This window comes from Caballeronia sp. Sq4a (assembly GCF_023170545.1).
GTDB lineage: Bacteria > Pseudomonadota > Gammaproteobacteria > Burkholderiales > Burkholderiaceae > Caballeronia.
On record NZ_CP084250.1, the window covers coordinates 1 to 25,010 of the forward strand.

The 25,010-nt window shown below is 59.8% G+C and carries 18 protein-coding genes; 12 read left to right on the plus strand and 6 right to left on the minus strand.

Annotation, left to right across the window (positions count from 1 at the left end):
• The 6 genes from dnaA (at position 1) to dbpA (ending at position 8,174) form a co-directional block, all read left to right on the plus strand.
• Positions 1–1,569 (plus strand): chromosomal replication initiator protein DnaA, encoded by a 1,569-nt coding sequence (gene dnaA, locus LDZ24_RS00005; RefSeq protein WP_248320831.1) that lies wholly within the window; start codon positions 1–3, stop codon positions 1,567–1,569.
• 274 nt (positions 1,570–1,843) lie between these two features.
• Complete coding sequence (dnaN, locus tag LDZ24_RS00010; protein WP_244847616.1) at positions 1,844–2,947, plus strand: DNA polymerase III subunit beta; 1,104 nt, start codon at positions 1,844–1,846, stop codon at positions 2,945–2,947.
• Positions 2,948–3,081: 134 nt separating this feature from the next.
• Positions 3,082–5,553, plus strand: a complete 2,472-nt coding sequence (gene gyrB / locus LDZ24_RS00015; RefSeq protein ID WP_206467309.1) for a DNA topoisomerase (ATP-hydrolyzing) subunit B — start codon at positions 3,082–3,084, stop codon at positions 5,551–5,553.
• 42 nt (positions 5,554–5,595) lie between these two features.
• Positions 5,596–6,492 (plus strand): phosphorothioated DNA-binding restriction endonuclease, encoded by an 897-nt coding sequence (locus LDZ24_RS00020; protein ID WP_248320832.1) that lies wholly within the window; start codon positions 5,596–5,598, stop codon positions 6,490–6,492.
• Positions 6,493–6,592: 100 nt separating this feature from the next.
• Entirely contained in the window at positions 6,593–6,787 is a 195-nt protein-coding gene (locus LDZ24_RS00025; protein ID WP_244847619.1) for a hypothetical protein, read from the plus strand.
• Positions 6,788–6,791: 4 nt separating this feature from the next.
• Positions 6,792–8,174 carry an ATP-dependent RNA helicase DbpA gene (gene dbpA, locus LDZ24_RS00030; RefSeq protein ID WP_248320833.1) on the plus strand — a complete coding sequence of 461 codons (1,383 nt, stop codon included), beginning with the start codon at positions 6,792–6,794 and terminating at the stop codon, positions 8,172–8,174.
• A gap of 251 nt (positions 8,175–8,425) precedes the next feature.
• Here the strand turns inward: dbpA and LDZ24_RS00035 are convergent, their stop codons facing one another.
• On the minus strand, positions 8,426–9,787 hold the full coding sequence (locus tag LDZ24_RS00035; RefSeq protein WP_248322371.1) for an MFS transporter: 1,362 nt from the start codon (positions 9,785–9,787) through the stop codon (positions 8,426–8,428).
• A 167-nt stretch (positions 9,788–9,954) separates the two neighbouring features.
• Here LDZ24_RS00035 and LDZ24_RS00040 point away from each other — a divergent pair, with 167 nt between their 5' ends.
• Positions 9,955–10,341, plus strand: a complete 387-nt coding sequence (locus LDZ24_RS00040) for a DUF488 domain-containing protein (RefSeq protein WP_248320834.1) — start codon at positions 9,955–9,957, stop codon at positions 10,339–10,341.
• A 39-nt stretch (positions 10,342–10,380) separates the two neighbouring features.
• Here LDZ24_RS00040 and LDZ24_RS00045 read toward each other — a convergent pair whose 3' ends face one another.
• The 3 genes from LDZ24_RS00045 to LDZ24_RS00055 are packed head-to-tail and all read right to left on the minus strand — an operon-like array spanning position 10,381 to position 12,141.
• Positions 10,381–11,058: a DUF799 domain-containing protein gene (locus tag LDZ24_RS00045; protein ID WP_248320835.1), complete on the minus strand. Its 678-nt coding sequence runs from the start codon at positions 11,056–11,058 to the stop codon at positions 10,381–10,383.
• A 9-nt stretch (positions 11,059–11,067) separates the two neighbouring features.
• The gene (locus LDZ24_RS00050) at positions 11,068–11,433 is read right to left on the minus strand and encodes a DUF4810 domain-containing protein (RefSeq protein WP_248320836.1); all 366 of its coding nucleotides are present in this window, start codon (positions 11,431–11,433) and stop codon (positions 11,068–11,070) included.
• A 30-nt stretch (positions 11,434–11,463) separates the two neighbouring features.
• Positions 11,464–12,141 (minus strand): CsgG/HfaB family protein, encoded by a 678-nt coding sequence (locus LDZ24_RS00055; RefSeq protein ID WP_248320837.1) that lies wholly within the window; start codon positions 12,139–12,141, stop codon positions 11,464–11,466.
• Between the two features lie 481 nt (positions 12,142–12,622).
• Here LDZ24_RS00055 and LDZ24_RS00060 point away from each other — a divergent pair, with 481 nt between their 5' ends.
• Positions 12,623–13,936, plus strand: a complete 1,314-nt coding sequence (locus LDZ24_RS00060; protein ID WP_248320838.1) for an integrase family protein — start codon at positions 12,623–12,625, stop codon at positions 13,934–13,936.
• A gap of 717 nt (positions 13,937–14,653) precedes the next feature.
• Here the strand turns inward: LDZ24_RS00060 and LDZ24_RS00065 are convergent.
• Positions 14,654–16,093: a hypothetical protein gene (locus LDZ24_RS00065; protein WP_248320839.1), complete on the minus strand. Its 1,440-nt coding sequence runs from the start codon at positions 16,091–16,093 to the stop codon at positions 14,654–14,656.
• Positions 16,094–16,246: 153 nt separating this feature from the next.
• Entirely contained in the window at positions 16,247–17,053 is an 807-nt protein-coding gene (locus LDZ24_RS00070) for a peptidoglycan-binding protein (protein WP_248320840.1), read from the minus strand.
• A gap of 483 nt (positions 17,054–17,536) precedes the next feature.
• On the opposite strand from LDZ24_RS00070, the gene LDZ24_RS00075 reads away from it, so the two are divergent.
• The 4 genes from LDZ24_RS00075 to LDZ24_RS00090 all read left to right on the plus strand — a co-directional run bounded on the left by LDZ24_RS00075 (position 17,537) and on the right by LDZ24_RS00090 (position 24,988).
• Complete coding sequence (locus tag LDZ24_RS00075; RefSeq protein WP_248320841.1) at positions 17,537–18,616, plus strand: hypothetical protein; 1,080 nt, start codon at positions 17,537–17,539, stop codon at positions 18,614–18,616.
• 2 nt (positions 18,617–18,618) lie between these two features.
• Positions 18,619–21,657, plus strand: a complete 3,039-nt coding sequence (locus LDZ24_RS00080) for a hypothetical protein (RefSeq protein ID WP_248320842.1) — start codon at positions 18,619–18,621, stop codon at positions 21,655–21,657.
• 10 nt (positions 21,658–21,667) lie between these two features.
• Entirely contained in the window at positions 21,668–22,747 is a 1,080-nt protein-coding gene (locus LDZ24_RS00085; protein WP_248320843.1) for a hypothetical protein, read from the plus strand.
• 672 nt (positions 22,748–23,419) lie between these two features.
• Positions 23,420–24,988: a DUF262 domain-containing protein gene (locus LDZ24_RS00090; RefSeq protein WP_248320844.1), complete on the plus strand. Its 1,569-nt coding sequence runs from the start codon at positions 23,420–23,422 to the stop codon at positions 24,986–24,988.
• Positions 24,989–25,010: the final 22 nt, after the last annotated feature.

The window sequence follows — 25,010 nt, forward strand, 5'->3', positions numbered from 1 at the left end:
ATGAACGATTTCTGGGAACACTGTTCCGCACTGCTGGAGCGCGAGCTCACGCCTCAGCAGTACGTCACGTGGATCAAGCCGCTGACCCCGGTCGACTTCGATGCCGACGCGAGCACGCTGCGCATCGCCGCGCCGAACCGCTTCAAGCTCGACTGGGTGAAGAGCCAGTTCTCCGGACGCATCGCGGACGTGGCGCGCGAGTTCTTCAGCGCGCCTATCGACGTGCAATTCGTTCTCGATCCGAAAGCGACCGCTCGCAGCGCCGTCGGCGGCGCGCCGAACGCCGCGCCGCGCGTGAGCGTCACGCCGCCGCGCCCGCCCGCGCCGGCGGCGGCGCCCGCCGCGCCTTCGGTGGTGGCGCACGCGAACGCAACGGCGCACGTCAACGCGCTCGCTGCCGAAGCCGCGCAGCAGGCGCAGGCCACGCAGGAAGAACAAGTCGATCTCGACCTGCCGAGCCTCGACGCCAACGAAGCCGCCGCTGGCCGGCGCACGTGGCGGCCGGGCGGCGCGCCGTCGGCGGGCGGTGAAACCGATTCCGCCTACGAACGTTCGAAGCTCAATCCGGTGCTCACGTTCGACAACTTCGTGACCGGTAAGGCGAACCAGCTTGCCCGCGCGGCGGCCATTCAGGTCGCGGACAACCCGGGCATCTCGTACAACCCGCTCTTTCTGTATGGCGGCGTGGGCCTCGGCAAGACGCACCTGATCCACGCCATCGGCAATCAGCTGCTGATGGACAAGGCCGGCGCGCGCATCCGCTACATCCATGCGGAACAGTACGTGTCCGACGTGGTGAAGGCGTACCAGCGCAAGGCGTTCGACGACTTCAAGCGTTACTACCACTCGCTCGACCTGCTGCTGATCGACGATATTCAGTTCTTCTCGGGCAAGTCGCGCACGCAGGAAGAATTCTTCTACGCGTTCGAGGCGCTCGTCGCCAACAAGGCGCAGGTCATCATCACGAGCGACACGTATCCGAAGGAAATCTCCGGTATCGACGATCGCCTTATCTCGCGCTTCGACTCGGGTCTGACGGTCGCCATCGAGCCGCCGGAACTGGAAATGCGCGTCGCCATTCTGATGCGCAAGGCGATCTCCGAAGGCGTGAGCCTGTCGGAAGACGTGGCGTTCTTCGTCGCCAAGCATTTGCGCTCGAACGTGCGCGAACTCGAAGGCGCGCTGCGCAAGATTCTGGCGTACTCGAAGTTTCACGGCCGCGACATCACCATCGAGTTGACCAAAGAGGCGCTCAAAGACCTGCTGACGGTGCAGAACCGGCAGATCTCGGTCGAGAACATCCAGAAGACGGTCGCCGATTTCTACAACATCAAGGTCGCCGACATGTACTCGAAAAAGCGACCGGCCAATATCGCCCGTCCGCGTCAGATTGCCATGTATCTGGCGAAGGAACTGACGCAGAAAAGCCTGCCCGAAATCGGCGAACTCTTCGGCGGCCGCGACCACACGACGGTGCTGCACGCAGTGCGCAAGATTGCCGCCGAGCGCGGCAACGACGCGCAGCTGAACCACGAACTGCACGTGCTGGAACAGACGCTGAAGGGCTGATGAAGCCGCCGGGCGGCGCGCGGCGGCAGGCGTCGATTGTTGCGCGTGCGGGCCTGTTTATTGGCGAAAACGCCCCCAATTTCTGGGGAGCCGTGCTGTTTTCAGGCACAATACAGGTTTGCCGTCCGCTGGCCTGGACGGTTCTGAAGCGCAAGCTTTCGCGAGTGACCGGCGGGGGGCCGGCAACGCGTGTTACGAGGTTGTCCGGCGGGCGAACGGTGGCGCTACGGTGGCGAACCGCCCGGACAGGCCGTCACATCAATGAAGGAACTCTATGCAACTGGTCAAGACCGAACGAGATAATCTTCTAAGGCCGCTGCAAACCGTGAGCGGTATCGTAGAACGCCGCCATACGTTGCCTATCCTCGCCAATCTGCTCATCACCAAGAACGGCGCGGATGTGTCGTTCCTTTCGACGGACCTCGAACTCCAGATCACCACGCGCGCCGATTTCGGCGTCGGCGGCGATCAGGTCGCCACCACCGTCGCCGCGCGCAAGCTGCTCGACATCCTGCGCGCCATGCCGGCCGGCGAAGTCGCGCTCGACCTCTCCGACAAGCGCCTCACCGTGCGCTCGGGCAAGAGCCGCTTCAACTTGCAGACGCTCGCCGCGGACGAGTTCCCCACGGTCAACCAGGCTACTGACTTCGGCGCGAGCCTGTCGGTTCCCCAAAAGACGTTCCGCCAGCTGCTCGGCATGGTGTACTTCGCGATGGCGCAGCAGGACATTCGCTATTACCTGAACGGTATGCTGCTGGTAGTGGACGGCGACCAGCTGATGGCGGTCGCCACCGACGGCCACCGCCTCGCGTTCTCGTCCATGAAGATCGAAGGCGCGTTCCCGCGTCAGGAAGTCATCATTCCGCGCAAGACCATTCTCGAATTGCAGCGCCTGCTGGAAGACATCGACGACACGCTGAAGATCGACATCGCCGCGACGCAGGTGAAGTTCACGTTCGGTCAGGTGGAACTGGTGTCCAAGCTCGTCGAAGGCAAGTTCCCCGACTTCCAGCGCGTGATTCCGAAGTCGCACAAGAACACGTTCGAGATCGGCCGCGAAGAACTGCAGCGTTCGCTCCAGCGCGCGGCCATTCTGACTTCGGACAAGTTCAAGGGCGTGCGCTGCCTCGTCGAGCCGGGCCAGCTCAAGATCATGTCCACGAACGCGGACCAGGAAGAAGCGCAAGAAGAACTCGAAATCGCGTATCAGGGCGATACCGTCGATATCGGATTCAACGTCACGTATCTGCTCGACGTGCTCGCGAATCTGAAGGTCGACACGCTCCAGGTGGCGCTCGGCGACGCGAATTCCAGCGCGCTGATCACCATTCCGGAGAACGAGGAATTCAAATACGTGGTGATGCCGATGCGCATCTGACGCATACGACACCGATCACACTCCAAGGGGCGGCGCGCCCCTTTGGCGTTTTTAAGGTGTTTTGAAAAGTTCGAGCATTTACGAGCAGTTATCGAAGTAGTGTCGAAGCAGTGACGCAGAACCGGAAGAAATCCATGACTGAAAACACACATTCGCAACCCGACAACAGCTACGGCGCATCCTCCATTCAGATCCTCGAAGGGCTGGAGGCGGTGCGCAAGCGTCCGGGCATGTATATCGGCGATACGTCGGATGGCACCGGTCTGCATCACCTCGTGTTCGAAGTGCTCGACAACTCCATCGACGAGGCGCTGGCCGGCTACTGCGACGACATCCACGTGACGATTCACGCGGACAACTCCATTTCCGTGACGGACAACGGCCGCGGCGTGCCCACGGGACTGAAGCGCGACGACAAGCACGACCCGAAGCGCAGCGCCGCCGAAATCGTGATGACGGAACTGCACGCGGGCGGCAAGTTCGACCAGAACAGCTACAAGGTGTCGGGCGGCCTGCACGGCGTGGGCGTCTCGTGCGTGAACGCGCTGTCGGAATGGCTGCGCCTCACGGTGCGCCGCGACGGCAAGAAGCACTTCATGGAATTCGCGCGCGGCGTGGTGCAGAACCGCGAGATCGTCGAGGAAGACGGCGTGCAGTATTCGCCGATGCCCGTCGTCGGCGACACCGAAAAGCGCGGCACGGAAGTGCACTTTCTCGCGGACGCGACGATCTTCGGCAATGTCGAATTCCATTACGACATTCTCGCCAAGCGCATGCGCGAACTGTCCTTCCTGAACAACGGCGTGCGTATCCGGCTGACGGACCTGCGCACCGGCAAGGAAGACGACTTCGCGTTTGCGGGCGGCGTGAAGGGCTTCGTCGAATACATCAACAAGCAGAAGCAGGTGCTGCATCCGACCGTCTTCCACGCGACCGGCGAGCGCGAGAACGTGACCGTCGAAGTGGCCATGCAGTGGAACGACAGCTTCAATGAAAGCGTGCTCTGCTTCACGAACAACATTCCGCAGCGCGACGGCGGCACGCACCTGACCGGCTTGCGCGCCGCGATGACGCGCGTTATCAACAAGTACATCACGGACAACGACATCGCGAAAAAGGCGAAGGTGGAAACCACCGGCGACGACATGCGCGAGGGTTTGTCGTGCGTGCTCTCCGTGAAGGTGCCGGAGCCGAAGTTCAGTTCGCAGACGAAGGACAAGCTGGTGTCGTCCGAAGTGCGCGCGCCGGTTGAAGAGATCGTCGCGAAGGCGCTGGAAGACTACCTGCAGGAAACGCCGAACGACGCGAAGATCATCACGAGCAAGATCGTCGATGCCGCGCGCGCGCGCGACGCGGCCCGCAAGGCGCGCGAGATGACGCGGCGCAAGGGCGTGCTCGATGGCATCGGCCTGCCGGGCAAGCTCGCGGACTGCCAGGAGAAAGACCCGGCGAAGTCGGAGATCTATATCGTCGAGGGCGACTCGGCGGGCGGCTCGGCGAAGCAGGGCCGCGACCGCAAGTTCCAGGCGATTCTTCCGCTGCGCGGCAAGGTGCTGAACGTGGAGAAGGCGCGCTTCGACAAGCTGATCTCGTCGGAGCAGATCGTGACGCTCGTGACGGCGCTTGGCTGCGGCATCGGCAAGGACGATTACAACCTCGACAAGCTGCGCTATCACCGCATCATCATCATGACGGATGCGGACGTGGATGGCGCACATATCCGCACGCTCTTGCTGACGTTCTTCTACCGGCAGATGCCGGAGATCGTCGAGCGCGGGTATATCTACATCGCGCAGCCGCCGCTCTACAAGATCAAGGCGGGCAAGGACGAGCGGTATATGAAGGACGCGCACGAGCTCAACCAGCACATGCTGAAGCTCGCGCTACAGGGTTCTGAACTGATTCCGAGCGAAGGCGCGGACCCGATTTCGGGCGATGCGCTCGGCGAACTGGCGCGTGCGTATCTGCTGGCGCAGGCGGTGGTGGATCGCATCAGCCGCATCTACGACGCAGCGGCGCTGGAAGCCGTGATGGATGGCGTCGTGATCGACCTGTCGACGGAAGAAGCGGCGGCTGCATCGGCGAAGGCGCTCGAGGCCCGGCTGCGCGCCGATCCGCTGAAGCCGGAAGTCACGGTGGAGCCGGCCTACGATCAGGTGCGCGAAGTACGCTCGCTGCATATCAAGCGGCGCCATCACGGCAACGTGAAGGTTTCCGTGTTCGACGAAGACCTGCAACTGACCGCTGACTATAAGCAACTGGTTTCGACGGCGGATACGTTCAAGGGCTTGATCGGCGAAGGCGCGTTGATCAAGCGCGGCGAGCGGTCGATGGCCGTGTCGGACTTCAAGAGCGCGATGAAGTGGCTGATCGCGGACGCGGAACGCAACGTGTCGAAGCAGCGCTATAAGGGGCTCGGGGAGATGAATCCCGAGCAGCTTTGGGAAACGACGATGGATCCGAACGTGCGGCGGCTGCTGCGCGTGCAGATCGAAGACGCGATCGCGGCGGATGGCATCTTTACCACGCTGATGGGCGATGATGTCGAGCCGCGTCGGGCGTTTATCGAGAGCAATGCGTTGCGGGCGGGGAATATTGATGTTTGAGGGGAGCGGGGCCAACCCCGTCGCCCGCATTTGAATCGCAGCATGCAGCGCCGTCACCCGCTCGACATCCTTCGGCGCTTCGAGGCGTTGAAGGTCTGGCAACGCGGTGACGAGCGCGCGCCTCATAAGCCCTTACTGGCATTGCTCGCGCTCGGCTTGTACAGCCGCGGAGTCCGCGAGGTGCCGTTCAATCAGTACGAAAGCAAGCTGAACGAACTCTTGCGCGAGTTCGGCCCTTGGCGGCGCACGCTGTATCCGGAGATGCCGTTTCTTCGCCTGCAAAGCGACGACGTGTGGCGCGTCGCGGCGCACGGCTCGGGCGTTGCGCTCGCGTCCAACGCGGCATTGACCAAGACGCAGCTGCGCAGCATCGAGGCGACCGGCCGCTTGTCCGATGACGTCCAACGCACCTTCGACAGCAATCCGCAATCCATCCGCGACGTCGCGCGCATATTACTCGACGCGCATTTCCCCGACAGCATGCACGAGGACATTCTCGCCGCCGTCGGCCTCACGCTTCACGCACCGCTGACAGCCAGAACGCGTCGCAGTCCAGACTTTCGCGACGACGTACTCAGGGCGTACCAGTACCGCTGCGCGCTGTGCAATCTCGACATGCGCATCAGCAACCGCACGATTGGCCTAGAGGCCGCGCACATCAAATGGTTCCAGTTCGAAGGACCGGACGTCGTGGAAAACGGCATCGCGCTGTGCTGCCTGCATCACAAGCTCTTCGATATCGGCGCTTTCACGCTTGGCGATGAGCGTCGCGTGCTGGTCTCCGAAGAAGCGCACGGCACCGACCAGTTCGACCACATTTTGTTGCGGCATCACGGCAGTCTGCTGAACGCGCCGGTCAGAGCGGAGCATCACCCGTCGAGCCAGTTCGTCGCCTGGCATCGCGCCCAAGTCTTCCGTGGACAACCCCGCCCGCTTTAATCCCCGAAGCCCCCGCCCCAACCCGCGTACACTTCCGCTTCGAGCCAATCCATCTTGCGCGGGCCCACCCGCGCGGATCGCAATCAAGAGAACTTCCCCCATGTTCACCTGCCGAAACCAGTCCTGCCAAGCAGAATGGCAGCCCTCGGACGTCGTCATCAAAAACGAAGGCCAGGGTCTGCTGTTCCGCTGCCCGATGTGCGGCGCGCGTAACTACGTGACGCGCCACGAGTCGCCGGAGGGCGCCGTCTCCTACGAACAAGTCAGCGACATCCCGCCGCGAGGCTCGCATTAACGCCATGACCACCGACACCTCCTTCGCCAACCTGCCGCTTTCCCCGGCGATGCAGGCGAACCTGCAACAACTCGGCTACGCGTCGATGACGCCGATTCAGGCGGCCAGCCTGCCGCATGCGCTCGCCGGGCACGACCTCATCGCGCAGGCGAAAACCGGCAGCGGCAAGACCGCCGCCTTCACTCTGCCGCTGCTCTCGCGGCTCGACGCGAAGCAGTTCGCCGTGCAGGCGCTCGTGCTCTGCCCGACGCGCGAGCTCGCCGATCAGGTCACGCAGGAAATCCGCCGCCTCGCGCGCGCGGAAGAAAACGTGAAGGTGCTGACGCTGTGCGGCGGAACGCCCATGCGTCCGCAGATCGCGAGTCTCGAGCACGGCGCGCATATCGTCGTGGGCACGCCGGGGCGCATCATGGATCATCTGCAGCGCGAAACGCTTTCGCTCGCCGGGGTCCGCACGCTCGTCCTCGACGAAGCCGACCGCATGCTCGACATGGGCTTCTTCGACGATATCGCGTCCGTCGCGCGGCAGTGCCCGAAGGATCGGCAGACGCTACTCTTTTCCGCGACGTATCCCGAAGGCATCGCGAAGCTGAGCCAGCAGTTCCTGCGCAATCCGCGTGAAATCAAGCTCACCGAGCAGCACAGCAATGCCAAGATCAAGCAGCGGTTCTATCAGGTGGAAGACCACGAGCGCCTGCACGCCGTCGGGCTGCTGCTGGATCACTATCGTCCGGTAAGCACGCTCGCGTTCTGCAATACCAAGCAGCAGTGCCGCGACTTGCTCGATGTGTTGCGCGCGCAAGGCTTCGAGGCGCTCACGCTGCATGGCGAGCTGGAGCAGCGCGAACGCGATCAGGTGCTCGTGCAGTTCGCCAATCGCAGTTGCTCCGTGCTCGTCGCGACCGATGTGGCGGCGCGCGGACTCGACATCGCGCAACTGGAAGCGGTCATCAACGTCGACGTGACGCCGGACCCGGAAGTGCATGTGCATCGCATCGGCCGCACGGGGCGCGCGGGCGAGGAGGGCTGGGCGCTGTCGCTCGCGAGCATGGACGAGATGGGGCGCGTGGGCGCGATCGAAGAGGCGCAGCGCGCGGAAGTGGAGTGGCATCCGCTGTCGGAATTGACGTCGGCCGAGCCGGGGCATCTGAAGCCGCCGATGGCCACGTTGCAGATTCTCGGCGGACGTAAGGACAAGATCCGCCCGGGCGACGTGCTGGGCGCGCTCACCGGCGAAGCGGGGTTCGACGGCACGCAGATCGGCAAGATCAATGTGATGGATATGGTGACTTATGTGGCGGTAGAGCGCGGCATCGCCGATGACGCCATCCGCAGGCTCGGCGCCGGGAAGCTGAAGGGGCGCAAGGTGAAGGTGCGGCGGATTTGAGCGGCGGGCCTTTCGACGTGGTCGCGTGCCGTGTCAGCGAGATGGCGCGCGCATCGCGGTTGAGCGCTTTTGAGTTACCCGCGTGCCACGGTCGCGGACGTCGCGTCGCGATCACGGTTGAGCGCCGTCGTTCACTCTTGCGTCGCGTGACGAGCGGCGAGTCGGAGCGCCTCTGATCTAGACCAGCGCGACGCAAGCCGAGGCGGTGCCGGTATTGCACGTCACGAGCGGGGCATCTGCGCGCCTTCGGTTCACTCCTGCGCCATCCCCGCCGCCGAGCCGGCATCACGCGTCACCAGCCTTAACCCACTCGCGACGCTCGCCGCTCCGGCAAAGCCCGCACCCAGCGAAAGCGCGAGCGCCGGACCGTGTTTTCCCGCGATGCCGAAGCACAACGCGACGAGCGCCGCGCCCGTCGCCTGCCCGACGAGCCGCGCGGTCGCGACCACGCCGCTCGCCCCGCCGCTCCGCTCGCGCGGCGCGCTGGCCATGAACGCCTTCAAGTTCGGCGACTGAAAGAACCCGAAGCCCGCGCCGCAAATCGACATGCGGATGCAGATATCGAGCGCATGCGGATTCGCCGGCAGCGCCGCGAGCGACACCATGCCCGCGCACAGAATGGCGAGCCCGATGCCGCCGAGCAGCCCCGGCGCGTAGCGGTCGGACAAGCGCCCCGCGATGGGCGCCATCAACGCGACGAGCACCGACCACGGCGTCATCAGAAAGCCGGTTTCCACCTGCGTGCGGCCGAGCACGGTCTCGAAGTAAAACGGCAGCGACACGAACGCGAGTCCTTGCGCGGCGAACGAGCAGACGGCGGTCATCGTGGACAGCGCGAACATCGGGCGTCGAAACAGATCGACGGGCAGCATCGGCGCGGGATGGCCGCGTTCGCGTCGAAGCATCAGCGCGCCCGCGACGAGCGCAACGGCCAGCGCCGCGAGCACCGTGCGCGACGGCGCGCGCTGCGCCGCTTCGCCGAGCGCGAAGATGAGCGACGCGAACGTGACGACGTTGAGCGCCGCGGCCACGCGATCGAAGCCGTGCGCGCTGCGCTTCGTCTGCGGCAGCGAGGGCCACGCGATGAAAAGCGCGAGCACGCCGACCGGCAGATTCACCGCGAAGAGCCACGGCCACGTCCCGAGCGACAGCACGATGGACGCGACCGTCGGCCCGACCGCGAACGCAATGCCGACAATCAGCGCGTTCAGTCCCACGCCGCGCCCGAGCCGGTGTAGCGGAAACAGCGCGCTGATCAGCGCCGTATTGACGCTCATGATCGCGCTCGCGCCGAGCCCTTGAAGCAGGCGCGCGGCGACGAGCGTCGGCAGCGACCACGAGAACGCGCATATCGCGGATGCGATCGTGAACACGACGAGGCCGCCCAGATATACGCGCCGATGCCCGACGATGCCGCCGAGCGCCGCAAACGGCAGCAGCGTGGCGACCATCGCGAGCTGGTACGCGTTGATGATCCAGACGGAGGCCGCGGGCGTCGAGCCGAGATCGGCGGCGATCGCAGGCAGCGCGGTATTCGCGATGGCGGTATCGAGTGTCGCCAGCGCGACGGCCAGCAGAATGGCGGCCATGCCACGCCGCTCGCGGGAGGTCATCGGCGCATCGGGGTCGCGGGGGGCGGATTGGGCGGGATCGGCGGGCACGTCGTGTTCCGGAAGTAAGCGGACAAAGAATAATCCGAAACGATACGGGAACGCGACGGATCGCGCTCGAACACATCGGCGGCGGTTATGCTGTGACGAGCAAAACAGGGAGACGGAGTATGGCCATTCGAATCGTGCGGCTCGGCTCACCGCGCAGCGAAAACGAAGGCTTGCGCATCGGCACCGTTCGCCGGCCGCCGCGCGGCGTGCCGAAAGCCGAATTCGCGAGTCGCAACTTCTACGACGTGTGGTACCCGAACCTGGCGCCATCGGCGGAGCGGGTGGCCGAGGCGCTGAGCGCGCAGACGGAGAAGGAGTGGAGCGCCTTCGTGCGGAAATATAAAGCGGAGATGGCGACGCCGGAGGCGAGCAGGTCGCTCGACCTGCTCGCGGCGCTCTCGCATACGACCAATCTGTCAGTCGGGTGCTACTGCGAGAACGAGGCGCGCTGTCACCGGTCGGTGCTGCGAGAGCTTTTGCTAAAGCGCGGCGCGGAGGTGGTCTAGGCGCGATAGACGCCCGTGAGGACGTCTATCGCGAATGCTTCAGTCGGTGCCGAATTTCGGCGAGCGCGGGCCGTAGAGCAGGCCGGTCTTGTCGCCCGTCGCGAGCAGGCGCTGGCTCGTCAGGCCCGCGACGTCGAACGATTTATCCGTCAGCGAGTGGGTGACCTGTTTGGCGATGCCGCCGACCACCATGCCGATCAGGCTGCCGTTGCCCACGCCGACGTTGTAGCCGACTTCGTTGCCGTTGGCCGAGGCGGAACCTTTCCACAGTTCGTCGCCCGAGCGCAGGTCGACGAGCTTCGCGTTCGCCGACACGACCGTCTTGCTGTCGACGACGATGAACTTCGTGCCGTAGCTCGTGACCGTCGTGTACAGCGCGGCGTCCGCGCCGAAGATTTCGCGGAGCTTCGCGGGCGCGACGTTCTGGATGTCGGTGGGCGTGGTGAGGCCGTTGTGCTTGAACGTTTCGTCCATCTCGGCGACCGGCACGACGTAGTAGCCGGCTTCGGCGAGCGGCATCGTCATTTGCGCCAACATGCCGTGCGTCGCGCCGATGTCGGAAGTGTCGTTGATCGGCGGCAGCACGAGAATCGAATGCGGCTTGCTATTGCGGAACGCCGTGTAGTCCGTCTGGTGCGGCGCGCGCGAGGCGCAGGCGCTCAGCATCAGCAGAGCGGAGAGCATCGTGAAGAGCTTGCGATAAAAATTCATGTTCATGGCCGGCGCTTATTTGAGATGGCTCAACAGAAAGTCCATATAAACGGACGACTCGGGAAAGGATTGCTTCTCGGCATTCAGTTCCTGCCGGGCGGAATCGATTTGCCCGACGCTTGCGTACAGCGTACCGAGATGCGCATGGAATCCCGGCGGCAACGCATTGCCCTTCGCGAGAATCTGCTGGCGCGCTTTTTCGAGTGCGTCGATCTGCTCGGCCGGGCTCTTCTGGCCTTTGAAGTATTCGTACACCTGCGGCTGATAGCCGTCCCATTGGTAGAGCGGCGGCGTGCCTTGGGTGGCGCAACCGGTCAGCAGCGCGCACGCTGCCGCGATCGGCAGCGCGAGGCCGGTCAGGAAATGCTTCTTGAAATACATGATAAGACCTGCTGATGAGTGTTGATGCTGTTACTTCGCGGCTTGCAACGCGCCCGCGTCGACCTTTTCGACGAGGTGGTTGACGGCTTCCTGAATCGCCAGATCGAGCACTTTGCCGTTGAGCGTCGAGTCGTAGCTGGCGGTGCCGCCGAAGCCGATCACTTCGCGGTTCGACAGACTGTATTCGCCCGCGCCCTGGCTGGATGCGACGACTTCGGAGGTCGTGGTATCGACGATGTTGAGGCTGACCTTCGCGTACGCCACTTGCGTCTTGCCGCTTCCGAGCACGCCGAAGAGTTCGCGATCGCCGACGTCCTTGCGGCCGAACTCCGTGACGTCGCCGGTGATGACGTAGCTCGCGCCCTTGAGCGCCTGGTTCTTGTTGGCGAACGTGGCTTCCTGCTTGAGTTCGTTCAGGTTGTCGCGCTCGAGGACGGTGAAGCGGCCGCTCTGCTGCAGCGTCGTGAGCAGAATGGTCTTCGCCTGACTGCCGACGCGATCGACGCCGTCCGAGAACACGCCGCGCATGTAGCTCGAACGGTTGTCGAACTTGCCGACGGATACGGCGACCGGTTTGCCGGCGTAAGGCGTGCGGGCGCTGCTGACTTCGGGTACCGGCAGTGAGCGCGATGCTTCGGTCGCGCATCCGCACAGGACGGCGGCGACGGACGCAGCGACGAGCGCCGTGCGGGCTTTGGGGAATTTCATGATTTGCCTCCGGGAATGCGCCGTCGTTGTCTCGTGTCTGTCTGACTGCGACAGAATGGTCGGACGGCGGAAAAGGGAGGCAAATTGTTAAGCCATTCGGGGAGCGGGTTTTTCGGAGCGGTCCGAAAGTTCGAAGGGCTTGTCATGCTGGCGAGGCTGTGCCAGCGCTGCGCGCGCAGTGGAACGCGCAAAAGGAAAGGCCGGTCAGCTTTCGCTAGACCGGCCTTGAGAATCTTGGTGGGGCGTGAGTGACTCGAACACTCGACCTACGGATTAAGAGTCCGCAAGGATCAAGGTTTATTTAGATTGATCGAAGGGTATGTAAGCTCCAAAACCTAGTCCCAGCGCGGCTTTCGGGCAGAATCCCCACGGATTCATTGTTGCTTTGAGTTGATCAAGTGCCCCATAATCGGGTTACACGGCAGTTACATGAGCCGTACCCTTCGTTTACCGACTACAGAGAAGCGAGCGTCTATCCCGAATGGCCAAAATCAATTTCACCGCAGCACGCGTCGCCGCTCATATGTGCCACGAAGGTAAGTCGCAATCTTTCTTGTGGGACAGCCGGGCGCCCGGACTTGGCCTTCGAGCGACGGCGAATGGCTCGAAGTCCTATATCTTCCAAAGCAAGCTCAACGGCGCCACGGTACGCGTTACTGTCGGCGACGCACTGAATTGGACGATCGAGCAGGCTCAGGAGCGGGCCCGGGAACTGCAAAGCTCTTTCTTCGATAGAGGCATCGATCCCCGCGAGCATGCCCTGAAGGAGCGCGCGGCCGACGACGCCCGGAAGGCGGAAGCGCGCCGCCAAGACGCACGGTTCGGCGACGCATGGGGGGCCTATCTGCACGCACGCAAATCGCGCTGGAGCGAGCGGCATTATCAAGACCATGTTCAGCACGCCGACGAAGGCGGCAAGCCCAGGAAGCGCGGACAAGGGGTAACAACTGCCGGACCGTTGGCTTCGCTTCGCCCGCTCAAACTGTCCGCGCTCACGAGCGAGAGCATCGCACAGTGGCTCGATGGCGAGGCGCGCGAGCGGCCGACAATGGCTGCACTGTCGTTCCGTCTGCTGCGAGGTTTTATCCGGTGGGCCGACGACACGCCGGCCTATCGCGGCGTTATCCCGACCGACTCGTACCGGTCACGCAGCGTCAAGGATGCAGTGCCGCGCGTGAGGGCAAAGGAAGGTGATAGCTTGCAGCGCGAGCAACTGCCCGCATGGTTCGCGTCGGTACGCAACATTGGCAACCCTGTCATTTCTGCATATTTGCAGGCGTTGCTCATTACCGGCGCGCGTCGCGAGGAAATGCTCGCGCTCCGGTGGGTCGACGTCGATTTTCAATGGCGCAGCCTGTCGATTGCGGATAAGGTCGAACAGCACACGGGCCGGACGATTCCGCTCACGCCGTATCTTGCTGCTTTGCTTGGGGCGCTGCCGCGCCGCAACGAATGGGTGTTTTCGAGCACGGGCTCGCAGAGCGGGCATGTCGAGGAGCCGCGAGTCGCACACAATCAGGCGCTCGGCGTTGCTGGCCTACCGCACGTCTCACTGCACGGCTTGCGGCGTTCGTTTGGCACGCTCGCTGAATGGTGCGAGGTCCCAGTTGGGGTGGTGGCGCAAATTCAAGGGCACAGGCCGAGCGCGATTGCTGAAAAACATTATCGCCGGCGCCCGCTCGACCTGTTACGCAAGTGGCACGACAATATTGAGGTATGGATGCTCGAACAGGCGGCCGTCGATTTCAGGGTCGACATCGCTACAGCCGGACTGCGTGTTGTTCAAAACGAGTAGGCGACCGCGATCAGCAGCCCGCTGGCCGCAAGACACTTCTAGCCGCGCCATTTGCGTGCTGTTTGGACGGAAGTGCGGCACGACCCCCGGCCTCGGGGGTCCTGAGAGGGCGGCTGCCAAGGCGCTCCCCTACACCTAGCGAGCTTCGGCTTGCAACTTGAGAAATGGTCCTCCGTGTATTTGCGCGGGAGGCGCTTCACTGACCGCATCGGTCGAACGACTTTCGCAACAGGTCAGTGCGGGAATGTCGGTTTTGAAGACTGCTGTCTCCGCAAGCGGCCGCTCGTGATCTTACCTAATCGGCGAATATTCGACCGTCGCTGGCTGCCGTTATGGGACGCTAAAGGGGGCGTGCCCGGCAGAAGCGACCATCGAGTCGTTAGCGCGAACGGATGTGCGCCATCGAAATAGAATTGACGCACATGCGATCAATGGTAGACGTCTCGTTCGAGCGAGTCGCATCACTTTGTTCTTTTGAGCACTCCGAACAAGCGTGAGAGCTTGTAAAACTTGTGCGGCAGACAGCGGTATATTCTGCCTTTTTACCGCGGCCTTCATATATTGCCGAGCCTTCTGATCGCTAAACGGAAGCGCGGCGAAGCCTGCATCACTCATCGCCCGAAGGGCAACGGCACTGACATTCTCATGGCGACGTAGCGAGCCTGCAAGTAATCGGCTCAGCGTCTCTGCGCAGGCATGGACTTCCGATGGCGGGATCTAGATGTTGTTTGTTGACAAGCCATCGAGCAGTGCATCGCGAAGCGCCTTTCGGCTGAGCTTCTCGTCTTGCGGCAGTATGGCGTCAAGAAGAGCGGCTTCATCTGCTTCGATTTCAAGCGTAGATTCGAGCATGGGCATGACTTGGAAAACAAGTTCGCGGTATTGGCGCGCTGCGTTCTCGGCGGGCTTGCCTCCCGGCGGGAGAACGCTAAGGAGCTTGCCATTCTCATCCACATCCGTGTTGCGAGCGCGCGCTTCGATGACTTTTTGTGCTGCTCCGCGCAGCTCGACCAGGCGCTTATCGAGATCTTCCGTCGCGGGTGGGCGCACGAGGATGCCACCGACAAACACCACTTGCGACAAGCCGAGAACCCCGAGCATGGCCTCGGGGATGGAGAACGTTGCAAGATTGGAGGCGCCATCGACGAGCAGCGCTGCTGCAACTGATAAGCTGAAAATGATTGTCTGCAGTTTGTAGACATCGAACTCTCGGTTCGTCAAGACGAGGTCCTTCCACTCTGGCCCGCGCAGCTTGTCGTCAGCCAGGACGTGGTTGGTCTGTAGCCAGGCCCAGTTGTCGAAAGACAGCCGCGTCTTGGTGGTGTAGGTAATTTGCGATACGGTGGCGCCGAAGCCGGATATTCCAAGGAGGGCGACGACGGTTGCGGACATATTCGCGAGTGTCCCGGTTCTCAAAACAAGAGAAAGAACCAAAGAGCCGATGACAAACGAGAACATTAGAACTTGCAGTTTCTGCACGCTGGCTTGGTTAAATGCGTTGGCCGCAAGCTGAATTGGGTTGAAGAAGTCGCGAAACTCGAAAGGCTTCATCGCGAAAACAGATGGATATTTTTCCGCTAAGCCGTCCTTGTTTTTTTTTGCGCCCTCCACGGATTTCTTTCGCGATAGGTAAACCGCGGTTATGGAGAGCGCGTAGATGAGCGACGCGGTCGGAATCCACAGCAGCCCAACAATGGGCGAACTGACGCTGGCCTCGACCGGTGCCCACGAGACCGGCGCATCTCCCCGGCATTCGACAAGGACGAAAGACCGCCGATGCCAAAGAGGGAACCCGTCGCCTTCCTTGGTAATGTCGAGATGAAGGACAATGCTTTTTTCAGCGGGATAGTCAGGCAGCACCTTGTCCGTAGTTTGTTCGACGGAGGTTACACGCACTCGATAACGATGGCCGCGCTCGTAAGCAAAAAAATGCTGTGGTGTATCAAGTGATTTCTGTGCGCTGTAGGCGATGCGGGCGTCTCCCTCCGCTGGGAGAACGCGGGTCACCGGCGCTGCTGACGCTAATCTCAACGATGCGTCTGTGTCGACCGAGGTGACGGTACCATTCATGCAGCTTGCCGGCGCACCCGCCGCATGCAAAGCGGACAACGGCAGCACGCACAGCCACACCGCTATCGCCACGCGAAGCCCGGCCATTCTGATCTCCGTAGTCAAGTCACTGCGTCCGTCAAACCTGCACGACGAGTGCAACGAGCGATACCTGCAGGGCGCAGTGAACGCGTCCATGCGAATCACTAACGTCAACCGCCACATTGCTGCCCTTCGGCCGGACTCGCGACGACTGCTTGCTTAGTTTGGAATCAGCGCCAAGCCGCGACGATAAGCGTCCTCAAAGCGGTCCAGACCGTGGCTCCCGCCGTTCACCAGCCGACGTGCAAGCCGGGTGTCGCCGGCTAGTAGCGCGTTCTTTATATCTAGCTCCTTGTCTGCAAGGAACAACGCGAGTAGATTCGCCGCCACGGTTGTGTCGCTGGCGCGCTCAGGATTGGCGACAAGATCCACTGGAACGGTCAGCCGGCGTCCATATGCAGCATAATTATTGCGACCCGTGAGCTGAATAAACCCGCGCCCCTTGAACGTCTCGCCGTCTGGTGCCCCCTTGTTGCCGAGATCTCGACGGTTGTCGTAAAGATCAAAGGGGTGGCCGGCCGGCGAGGTGTTATAGCGCGACTGCCCCTCACTTACCGGTTCAAAGCATTCCACTTCAGCACGCACTGTAGCAAGTGCCATCAATATCATAGGCTTGTCGGCCACCCTGTTGCTCAACAGCGCGGACAGCAATGGTGGTAGGTTCGCCTTGATGTTGCAGATTGGCGTCGCCGGAAACATCCGACTTACCGCTTCGACAGTTACGCCTGTAATCGGCGAGGGTAGCGCGTTCGATTCGGCAAGCTGTAGTGCGAACAGCGTTCGCGGCCCTGCTACGCCGTCCGGCAACAGGCCTTCGCTCCGCTGAAAAGCAATAATTGCTGCAACGGTGCCCTGACCATATTCTCCGTCAATCATGCCCGGGTTGAAACCATACTGCAGGAGTGCTAGCTGCAGTTGCTTGACGTTGTTCCCACTATCGCCTTGCTGTAGCGATTGCGCATCCATGATGTTCTCCTCACGAGTCTCTCGTCGCCCTCGCCGGTTCCAGTTGAAACGTAGGCGATTGCTTTCGAAACCGTAAGCAGGTATTGCGCAGGTTGGTTCGATGCCGCACACGGGTCCGCACCAAGCTTGCTCATCCCGCTCGGCTGGCGTTCGCGTCTCGCAATGCCCTGCAGCCTCACCACTTGTCACGCTAAGCAATGGCTGGGGTCGGGTACGGGCTCATACGAGGCGGCACCCGGCAATCAACGGTCATCCACGTCCACTGAACGGCCAGGCTCAAACGGCGCCGTCGCATCGAGGCTGGCTTCCGCGACCGTCCGCCGGATGATCATCCGGACCGCCAATCAGGGATTCTTACGTTCATTGCGTCGGCCGAAAACATCGGCGGTGCTACCGCACGCTTAAGTCGTTAGTACTCCGCCAAAAATTTATCCTAATCTAAGAAGACAAATCGCCAGGCAACCTACTCGCCGGGAGCCCCGCATGGAACTCAGATTTGAACCAAACGGAAAGATCACGAAGCTCCTTTGCAGGCCCGACGGTGAGCGAAATTGGAGCAGCGCCAAATTAGGCGCAGCACTGCTAGAAGAACGGAGCAGTGAGATTCGAGCAGAGCTCGAAGATTTAAGCAATTATGTAAGAGACACTGACGACATGAGGGAGGAGCTTGACCCCGGATGGCGGGAGTATCTATGGCACCTGACAAGAATTCGGCAGTGTGGCGACGCCCTTCACGCAGCGATGTTCGACGAAGCGGATCAGCGAGCCGCAGAGATGATCGCGCGTATAGAACGGCTTCCAGTGGGCTCAGAGCTGATAGTCCACTGCTCAGAGGAAGACGGAACGTTGCCGCTAGGGTTCACCTTCTCTCAACAAGAACCAATTGCCTTCACTAGGCCTTCCATCAGCGACTTTGCCGGATTCTGGTTGACGCGCTTTCGGATCACGATGCTAGTTGACGGAGGCGGATGCGACAGAAACGATCTAGCCGTACCTCCGAATGAATTCAGCGAACTTTACGCTTTGCACCAAGAAGATTCCGACTGTACGCTGATCCCGGGAATAAAACCGCCTATTCGACGGATATGCTACACATGGGCGGATGCCCGCTCCGCGTATGCGGAGATGGCCGCTTATGGCAGCGTCGTCTTTATCCTCGCCCATTCGAATGGTGACTGGCTAGAACTTTCAAACAGCGAGCGGATGGAGAGCGTTCGTTTCAAACGAATGTTACACAGCCGGCGCTTTCCAACTCCGCCCGTCCTCGTCATTCTGAACTGCTGTCGCTCAGTGGCGGGGCCTGAGCAGCGATCGCTGCTGTCGTGTGTCGCACGTCGCGGATTTTGCGGGCTCGTCGGAACTGAAGCGGGCATCTTAAACAAACACGCGCTTCGATGCGGACTCCGCTTGATTGGACAACTAGAGGGCGGCAACTCACTGGGTGAAGCGTTCGACAAAATGCAGTACGCCCCGGACCTGTTCCCCCTCAATTTACTTTACACGTGCTATGCCGACCGCGAGTTCCGACTCGGCGCGCTCGCACCGCAGCTGACCGCCGCCTGACCATGGACACACTCACAACCGTCCAGCATTGGCCTGTTCGACCATTCATGGGCTTGGACTATTATCGAGCATCGGACGCTGCCTTGTTCCGTGAAAGAGACGAAGATGTGAGACGTTGCGTCAGAGCGTTTCTTAGCTTCGAAGTGAAAATCCTCGTCTTGCAAGGCTCCAGTGGAGCTGGGAAATCTTCCTTTTTGCGCGCCGGGCTAATTCCCAAACTACGGGAGATTGACGACGCCCAGTGCGTGTTTCTCAGTGAAAATGACTGCGTAATTCGCTGCACATCGGATCCCGTGCCGGCAATCGCAACAGCGCTTAAGCATGCGCTCGCCGCCAATCTATTCGTGACGGGCAGTAACGACAGCGACGGTGTACCGACTGAGCAAATCTTTATCGACCCGGCTGTAAAAGATAAGGCGCTAGCGCTCCTCGACAGCTCCTGGAATAAGAGCCGCCATGCACTTGCCTTCGCGCTGGTTGAAGCCTTCGAGCTTGTGTGTGGCGAGCTTCCGGGAAAATTCTGCCTGATCTTGGACCAAGCAGAAGAAGTCCTAACTAGACTACCCGGGGACCGCTCCTTCGACGAGAATTCCGGCGCCTTCTTCGACTTCATTGAAGAGGTATATATTCGTAATATCGCTATCCGAATCATTATAGCGATGCGCACCGAATACTACGGGCGGTTCCAGGAGGAGATGCGTATCGATGACGAGCGCCTTTCGAAGCGTCCGCGCAGTGGGGGGCTTGAATCTTGCGTTCTCTACCCAATCAGGGACCGCAATGCTCTAATCCGAACAGTGCGGGCCGCCGAAGAGGCGAAAGATGAAGCTGGTAGGGCAGTGTATAACCTGAAGTTTGCACCTGGAGTACTGGAAAAGATAATTTCCGACCTTCTCGAGTTGCGCCAACACGGTTCTGTTACGCCGATCCTACAAGTGATCTGCGCAAGTCTTTACGATGGTTTAACGGATTCGAACCGGGATATAACTATCGACGATTATGATAACCTCGGTCGCATTGACGGCATTTTAAGCACCTACGTAGACCGTGGTATCAAGCGTGCTGCCCGCCTGACGGGAGCAAAGAGCGAGAGTTGGTATAGGCTGCTTTGTTCATTAGTGAGCCGCCAGGGAGGCGGCACGGTGGTGTCCTTTATGGAGTCCCGCGATACGCTGATTGAACGCGCCCACGAGTGCGGAATCGACAAGAAGGTCAACGTTGCTCTGGGCAGATTGTCCTCCGGCAAGAAACCGCTACTGCGCGCCGAGCCGCCGGTTAGCCCAAGCCACTTTAGTTTGAAGCATGACATTCTAGCCCTTCCACTTGTAAAATGGCAGTTCTCGTGGGAGTCAGCCAACGCCGTCAGAGACGAGGAAAAGCACAGGCGGCACAGATACTTACTCGCCATCGGTTTAATGCTGCCACTGCTGTTTGGTGCGACTTACGTCTTGTATGACAAAAATCAGGCACTGCTCGAGACGCAGGGAGAAATAATCCGGTCACGCAACAGCCTGGCGGCAGCCGCGCCCCGCTCAGATTTCAAGCAGAGCCTTTTTTGGTTAATGGCTAATCTCTACGTCACAGATCGACCGCGGGTTTTCGGACAAAGCGAAACAAGATTGCGGGCCAGTGAGACGGTCGCAGTATTACGGAGTACGCTGGCTCGAGTTCCGGTGTTTTCGGGGAAATTTCTTGCTGTGGGCATTGACCGAGAGGGTCGGCGGATTGCGGCCCTCGATACCAGCGGAACAAAACTTCGCGTATTCGATGTCCCGACATCTTCCGACTACATAACATTCGCTGGTGAAAGCCGGACCCGACAGTTTGATCTGCGACTGATTAGTAACGATCCCAAATCGATTCCTGCCGTTGGATTCGTTGACGAACTTGGACCGGTCGCCTTTGTTGGCGGAAGGCTTTATTTTTGGTCCCCAGACGGCACGTCGCATGCCATCGAACTCCGACTGAGAATACCGAAGTGGTTCTCCACCGCAACTTTTACGAAGATTGAATTTGCCAGGGGTATGGTTTTTGTGCAGGGCGTCAAGATATCGGCGGAGAAGCCTACGGAGGTCCACATACTGTCGCTAAAAGCGGCGGATATTACTGAAACTCAGAGCATGTCCGCGTCCGCCCCAGAACGGGTTATATTCTATGATCGAACAGCGGTCGGCCCCATATTCTCGCAGTCAAGCCATGAGCCGCAATACTTTGCCTATCTGGTCGAACGCACGGCGCGCATAGAGGCGCCTCAGCCGCAGTCCGCTGATCCATTCGATGCGTCGACGAACACCGAGCGACGCCAGTTTCTTCCCAGTAATCGCTTGTATGTCGGGCGTCTATCTGATAACGAGCTTTTCCATATCGACTTTGAAATCATTGAAAAGAGCGCGCACGGGGCACTGCAGCCGGCCGCCTTTACGTTCGTGGATGGTGCCAATTCAATGCTTTTTTTAGATGCTGAAGGCTCGTTGCATCATGTTTCATTGGATAGTTTTGATTCGTCCACGGTCGCATCGACCGGCATTTCTTTGCCTGCGCCAAATAACCCGCGCCAAAGGACCGGATTATATCGAGACGTGGCGCCACTCAAAATCCTGCCGAGCGCATTTCCCTGGTTTCCGCCGCCATTTGCTGCGTCGATGTCGGATAGCAGTCTGAAGTTCTCTTGGACAACCGGGGCTGGGGTCTGGCTCTTTTCGTCGAACGGGCCGGCGTTCACTGAAGCGCATACGCTGTCCGGCTTCACCGGGCCGCTGATAAATGGTGATGCGAATCCTCTGAGTTTAAAGTTTTTTCAAAACGGAAACTTCCTTCTCTTACAACAGCAACGTCGTTCTCAGAGCGGAATTTACGCGAGAATTTGGGATATCCGGTCTTCCAGAAACGATTGGCTGCTTAATCAGGCGAAAGAAAAATCACTGAGACACCTGGCGTGTGCAATTATTGAGTCCGACGACGACGAGAATCTGTCATTAGACGCTGACTCGATGCTAAACGTTCAAGACCTGAAGAAAGCAAGTCCTTGCCCATCTTCTTAGCAGGCGCGCCATGTCAAATTTTGCAGAAACCCTAAAGGAACGGCTCGTCTATCTCAGCGGACACCACGAGATGCTGCCGTCTGCCACTAAGATACCGGTGGCCCAGTGCTTTCCTGCTTCCGGGTTGGACGCGGAAATTGTTCGTAATAAAGATTACTTTACCATACGCGTGAATGAGATGGGCCTGCGCGACAACGCAAAATGGTGGGTGAAGTACGATCCGCTTGTCTTCTGCGTGGTGGAGTTCAATTACGGGGGAACTCGGGTAGCGCTGCCAGTGGCGATTGGACCGCACACAATAAAACGGCAGTGGGCTAGTGATCAACCGAAATATGGATCAGTTCTGAACGACGCGCTGGTGGCTGGACCTTACCCCTACCGTGGCGGCGATGTCGATGTGTCGCTAAGCTTATACCGTATTGAACGAGACAACCGCGCGCGGACGCTTTTAAAGATGGTGGAGGGACTATCGAGTTTATTCGCGGGCGCCGGTCAGTTCGAGATGATTGCGAAAGTTGGTACACCCCTACTGGAAGGGGTCGAGGCTTTGCTTGGTCTTGACCAAACTTCGCTATTGGCTGGGCAACGTGCGTGTCTCACACCTTCGCCATTTTCTCCGTTGACTTCCGGCTTCACTCTGCTGCTTGCCACCCCGGGAAAAACCGACCTCCAAAACGTGCGAGTCCGAGAAAGGCGGTTAATGTACTTTGACGAAAATGAAGGCAAAGAGCTGTTCTTCGTTGCGTCAGATTTTGTGCTTTGGAACGTTATAGGGTCGTCACGACGCGCAGACGAGAGCACGTTCCCGTTCTACAAGCTTAAGGTCGAAGCTCTCCGTGCCGTTGCGGAAGGAAAATCCGGCGTTAAGCGAGGTAAGTCATTACTGATTACGGCGTACCAACAAATGCTAGAAGCGCCCGATCTTACCGCAGAGGAGGCGAACGAATTGTTCTCAGAATGGTGCGGCGAGTTCGAAGGTCGCTGCGAGCGCTTCGAAGGCCTGAAGATGCTCAGCCCATCGCAAACGACTAAAGCTCGCTCCGCCCGATCGCTCGAGTACGAAGAGGCTCTTGAGCGACTAAAGCTGTAATGGTGCCTTGCAGCTTTTGAAGTCTGGAGACACAAACCGAATTGGAGGAGGTGCATCGCGGCAAAAGCGGAGTAAGAATGCAGACGGTCCTAGATGCAAAGAAGACGGAGCAGGGCTGAAGTCGCAGGCGAATCTGCTCAAATCAATGAGTAGTTTGGCCGATGAACGGCCCCTAAACCATCGATCCGTCGACCGGCGGCTGCTGAGGGTCGGCGGGCGTCCGTTCGGTTTTTCAAACTGAACCTCGGAAAGCGGCCACCGGAATCTCGCTGCCCGGAACGGACGGTCGTCAGTGCATACTCCCGACCCGACAACAGCCCTTCAACTGATGCAAGATAGTATCGGCCGTGTGCGGATGGTTGTCGGGCCGGCTTTGCGAGCGTCTCGACATTGCGACCAGCATCGAATCAGTGGGCGAACGACTGATGCCCACCCTTGCAAGAGCGCCATCGAAGACTTTCTAGCTTCCACCTCCAGGGTCGAACGTTGCTCGTTCAAAACGGTTGCCCTCGGCCGCGGCGCGTTCTTCCTCCTCGGACTTGGCCTCGGCTGCAACGTTCCTTTTCCTACCGCTTGACGTCGATCGCGCGGCGTTCTTCCTTCTGCCGCTTGGCCTACAAATGACGGGTGCTTCCGATATAAAATTCATGAAAACAATTTCCGAGAACGAAGATGGCCAGCAGAAGTCGCTTAGTGAACCTGGATGCCATGATCCTCCGCGCAGATTTCGCAGTGGCAGATAGTGAAGTGCCCTCTTCGTATGATGCAGTTGCCACAATTTCTCTACGCGACTTCGCACCCGGTAGCCTACTGCCGTCGAGCCTCCGCAAGCCAGATTTTCAGCGCGAGACAAACCATTGGACGCCAGACCAGGTCGTGTCACTTCTCGAGTGTTTTGTAAATGGCGACCTCATTCCTTCGGTTATTCTTTGGCGATCGCCAACCTACTTGTTCGTTATTGACGGAGGACACCGATTGAGTGTCTTACGCGCCTGGGTCGAGGATGACTACGGCGATGGGCCGTTGTCGACCGCATTCTTTGGCCACCAAATCTCGGATGAACAGAGGCGCTCCGCGAAGCAGACGCGGGAACTAGTGAAAACGAGGATTGGTACGTGGCAACACTTCCAAAGGATGGATCGAACGTCTGTTACCGAAACTGAACTCAGAAAAATTAATACGATTGTCTCGCGCGGACTGCCAGTTCAATGGGTCCAAGGAAATGCAGAAAAAGCGGAAGGATCCTTCTTCAAGATTAATACGAAGGGTACTCCGCTGGACTCAATCGAAGAGCTCCTATTAGCGAATCGCAAGAGGCCCGTTGCAATTGCAGCGCGCGCTGTTATCCGCGCCGGCATGGGCCATAAGTATTGGTCGTCATTCTCGCATGAAAATGTAGTCGAGATCGAGACCCTCGCGCAACGGCTTCACACCACGTTGTTCGAACCGGAACTCAACGCTCCCATAAAAACACTTGATCTACCGCTTGGGGGCTCAACCGGGGTCAGGACGGCACTCCAGGTTCTTATTGAGTTCATAGTTACGGCGAACAAGAATCAAAGTGGTGAGCCAAGCGCGCTCGATACAACGCCGGAGGATGACGACGGTAGCTCAACGATCAAGGTTCTAAAAAAGGCCGTCAACTTGGCGACTCGATTCACAGGTAACGACAAAGGTAGCCTTGGTCTTCATCCGGCAATCTATTTCTATGGTCCAACCGGAAGGCACGTGGGACCGCTGTTCATGGGAACGGCTACGCTACTCGCAAGGAAGATCGTCAATAACGATTCGCTATTTTTCTATAAATTTACAGCGGTGCGTGCGTCGTTGGAAGCCCTGCTTATTTCACATAAGGACTTGCTGGCGACGATCCTCCAGAGGACGATTAGTCGATACAGAACAAGTCAGTATGCCGATTTGCTGGACAAAGTTATCAACGCCCTGAACGAGGGGCTGACAGTGTCGGATGCCGACCTGGTTAGCTATGCAGGTCTTGTTGGAAAAATTATAGTGGGCTCAGAGATGGCTGGCGGCGCAGGTTTCTCGGACGACTCGAAGAGCGCTGCCTTCCTCCGGTCGTCCCTTGCATCGGCTATGAAGTGTCCCATTTGCCAAGGGTACCTTGACCCACAAAAGTCAGTTTCCTATGACCATATTGTTCGACTACAGGACGGCGGAGCCGGGCACGTCGGCAACTGCCAATTGACCCACCCCTTTTGTAATCAGGCGGTGAAACATTAAACGTCTTCTAGCTTATGTATAA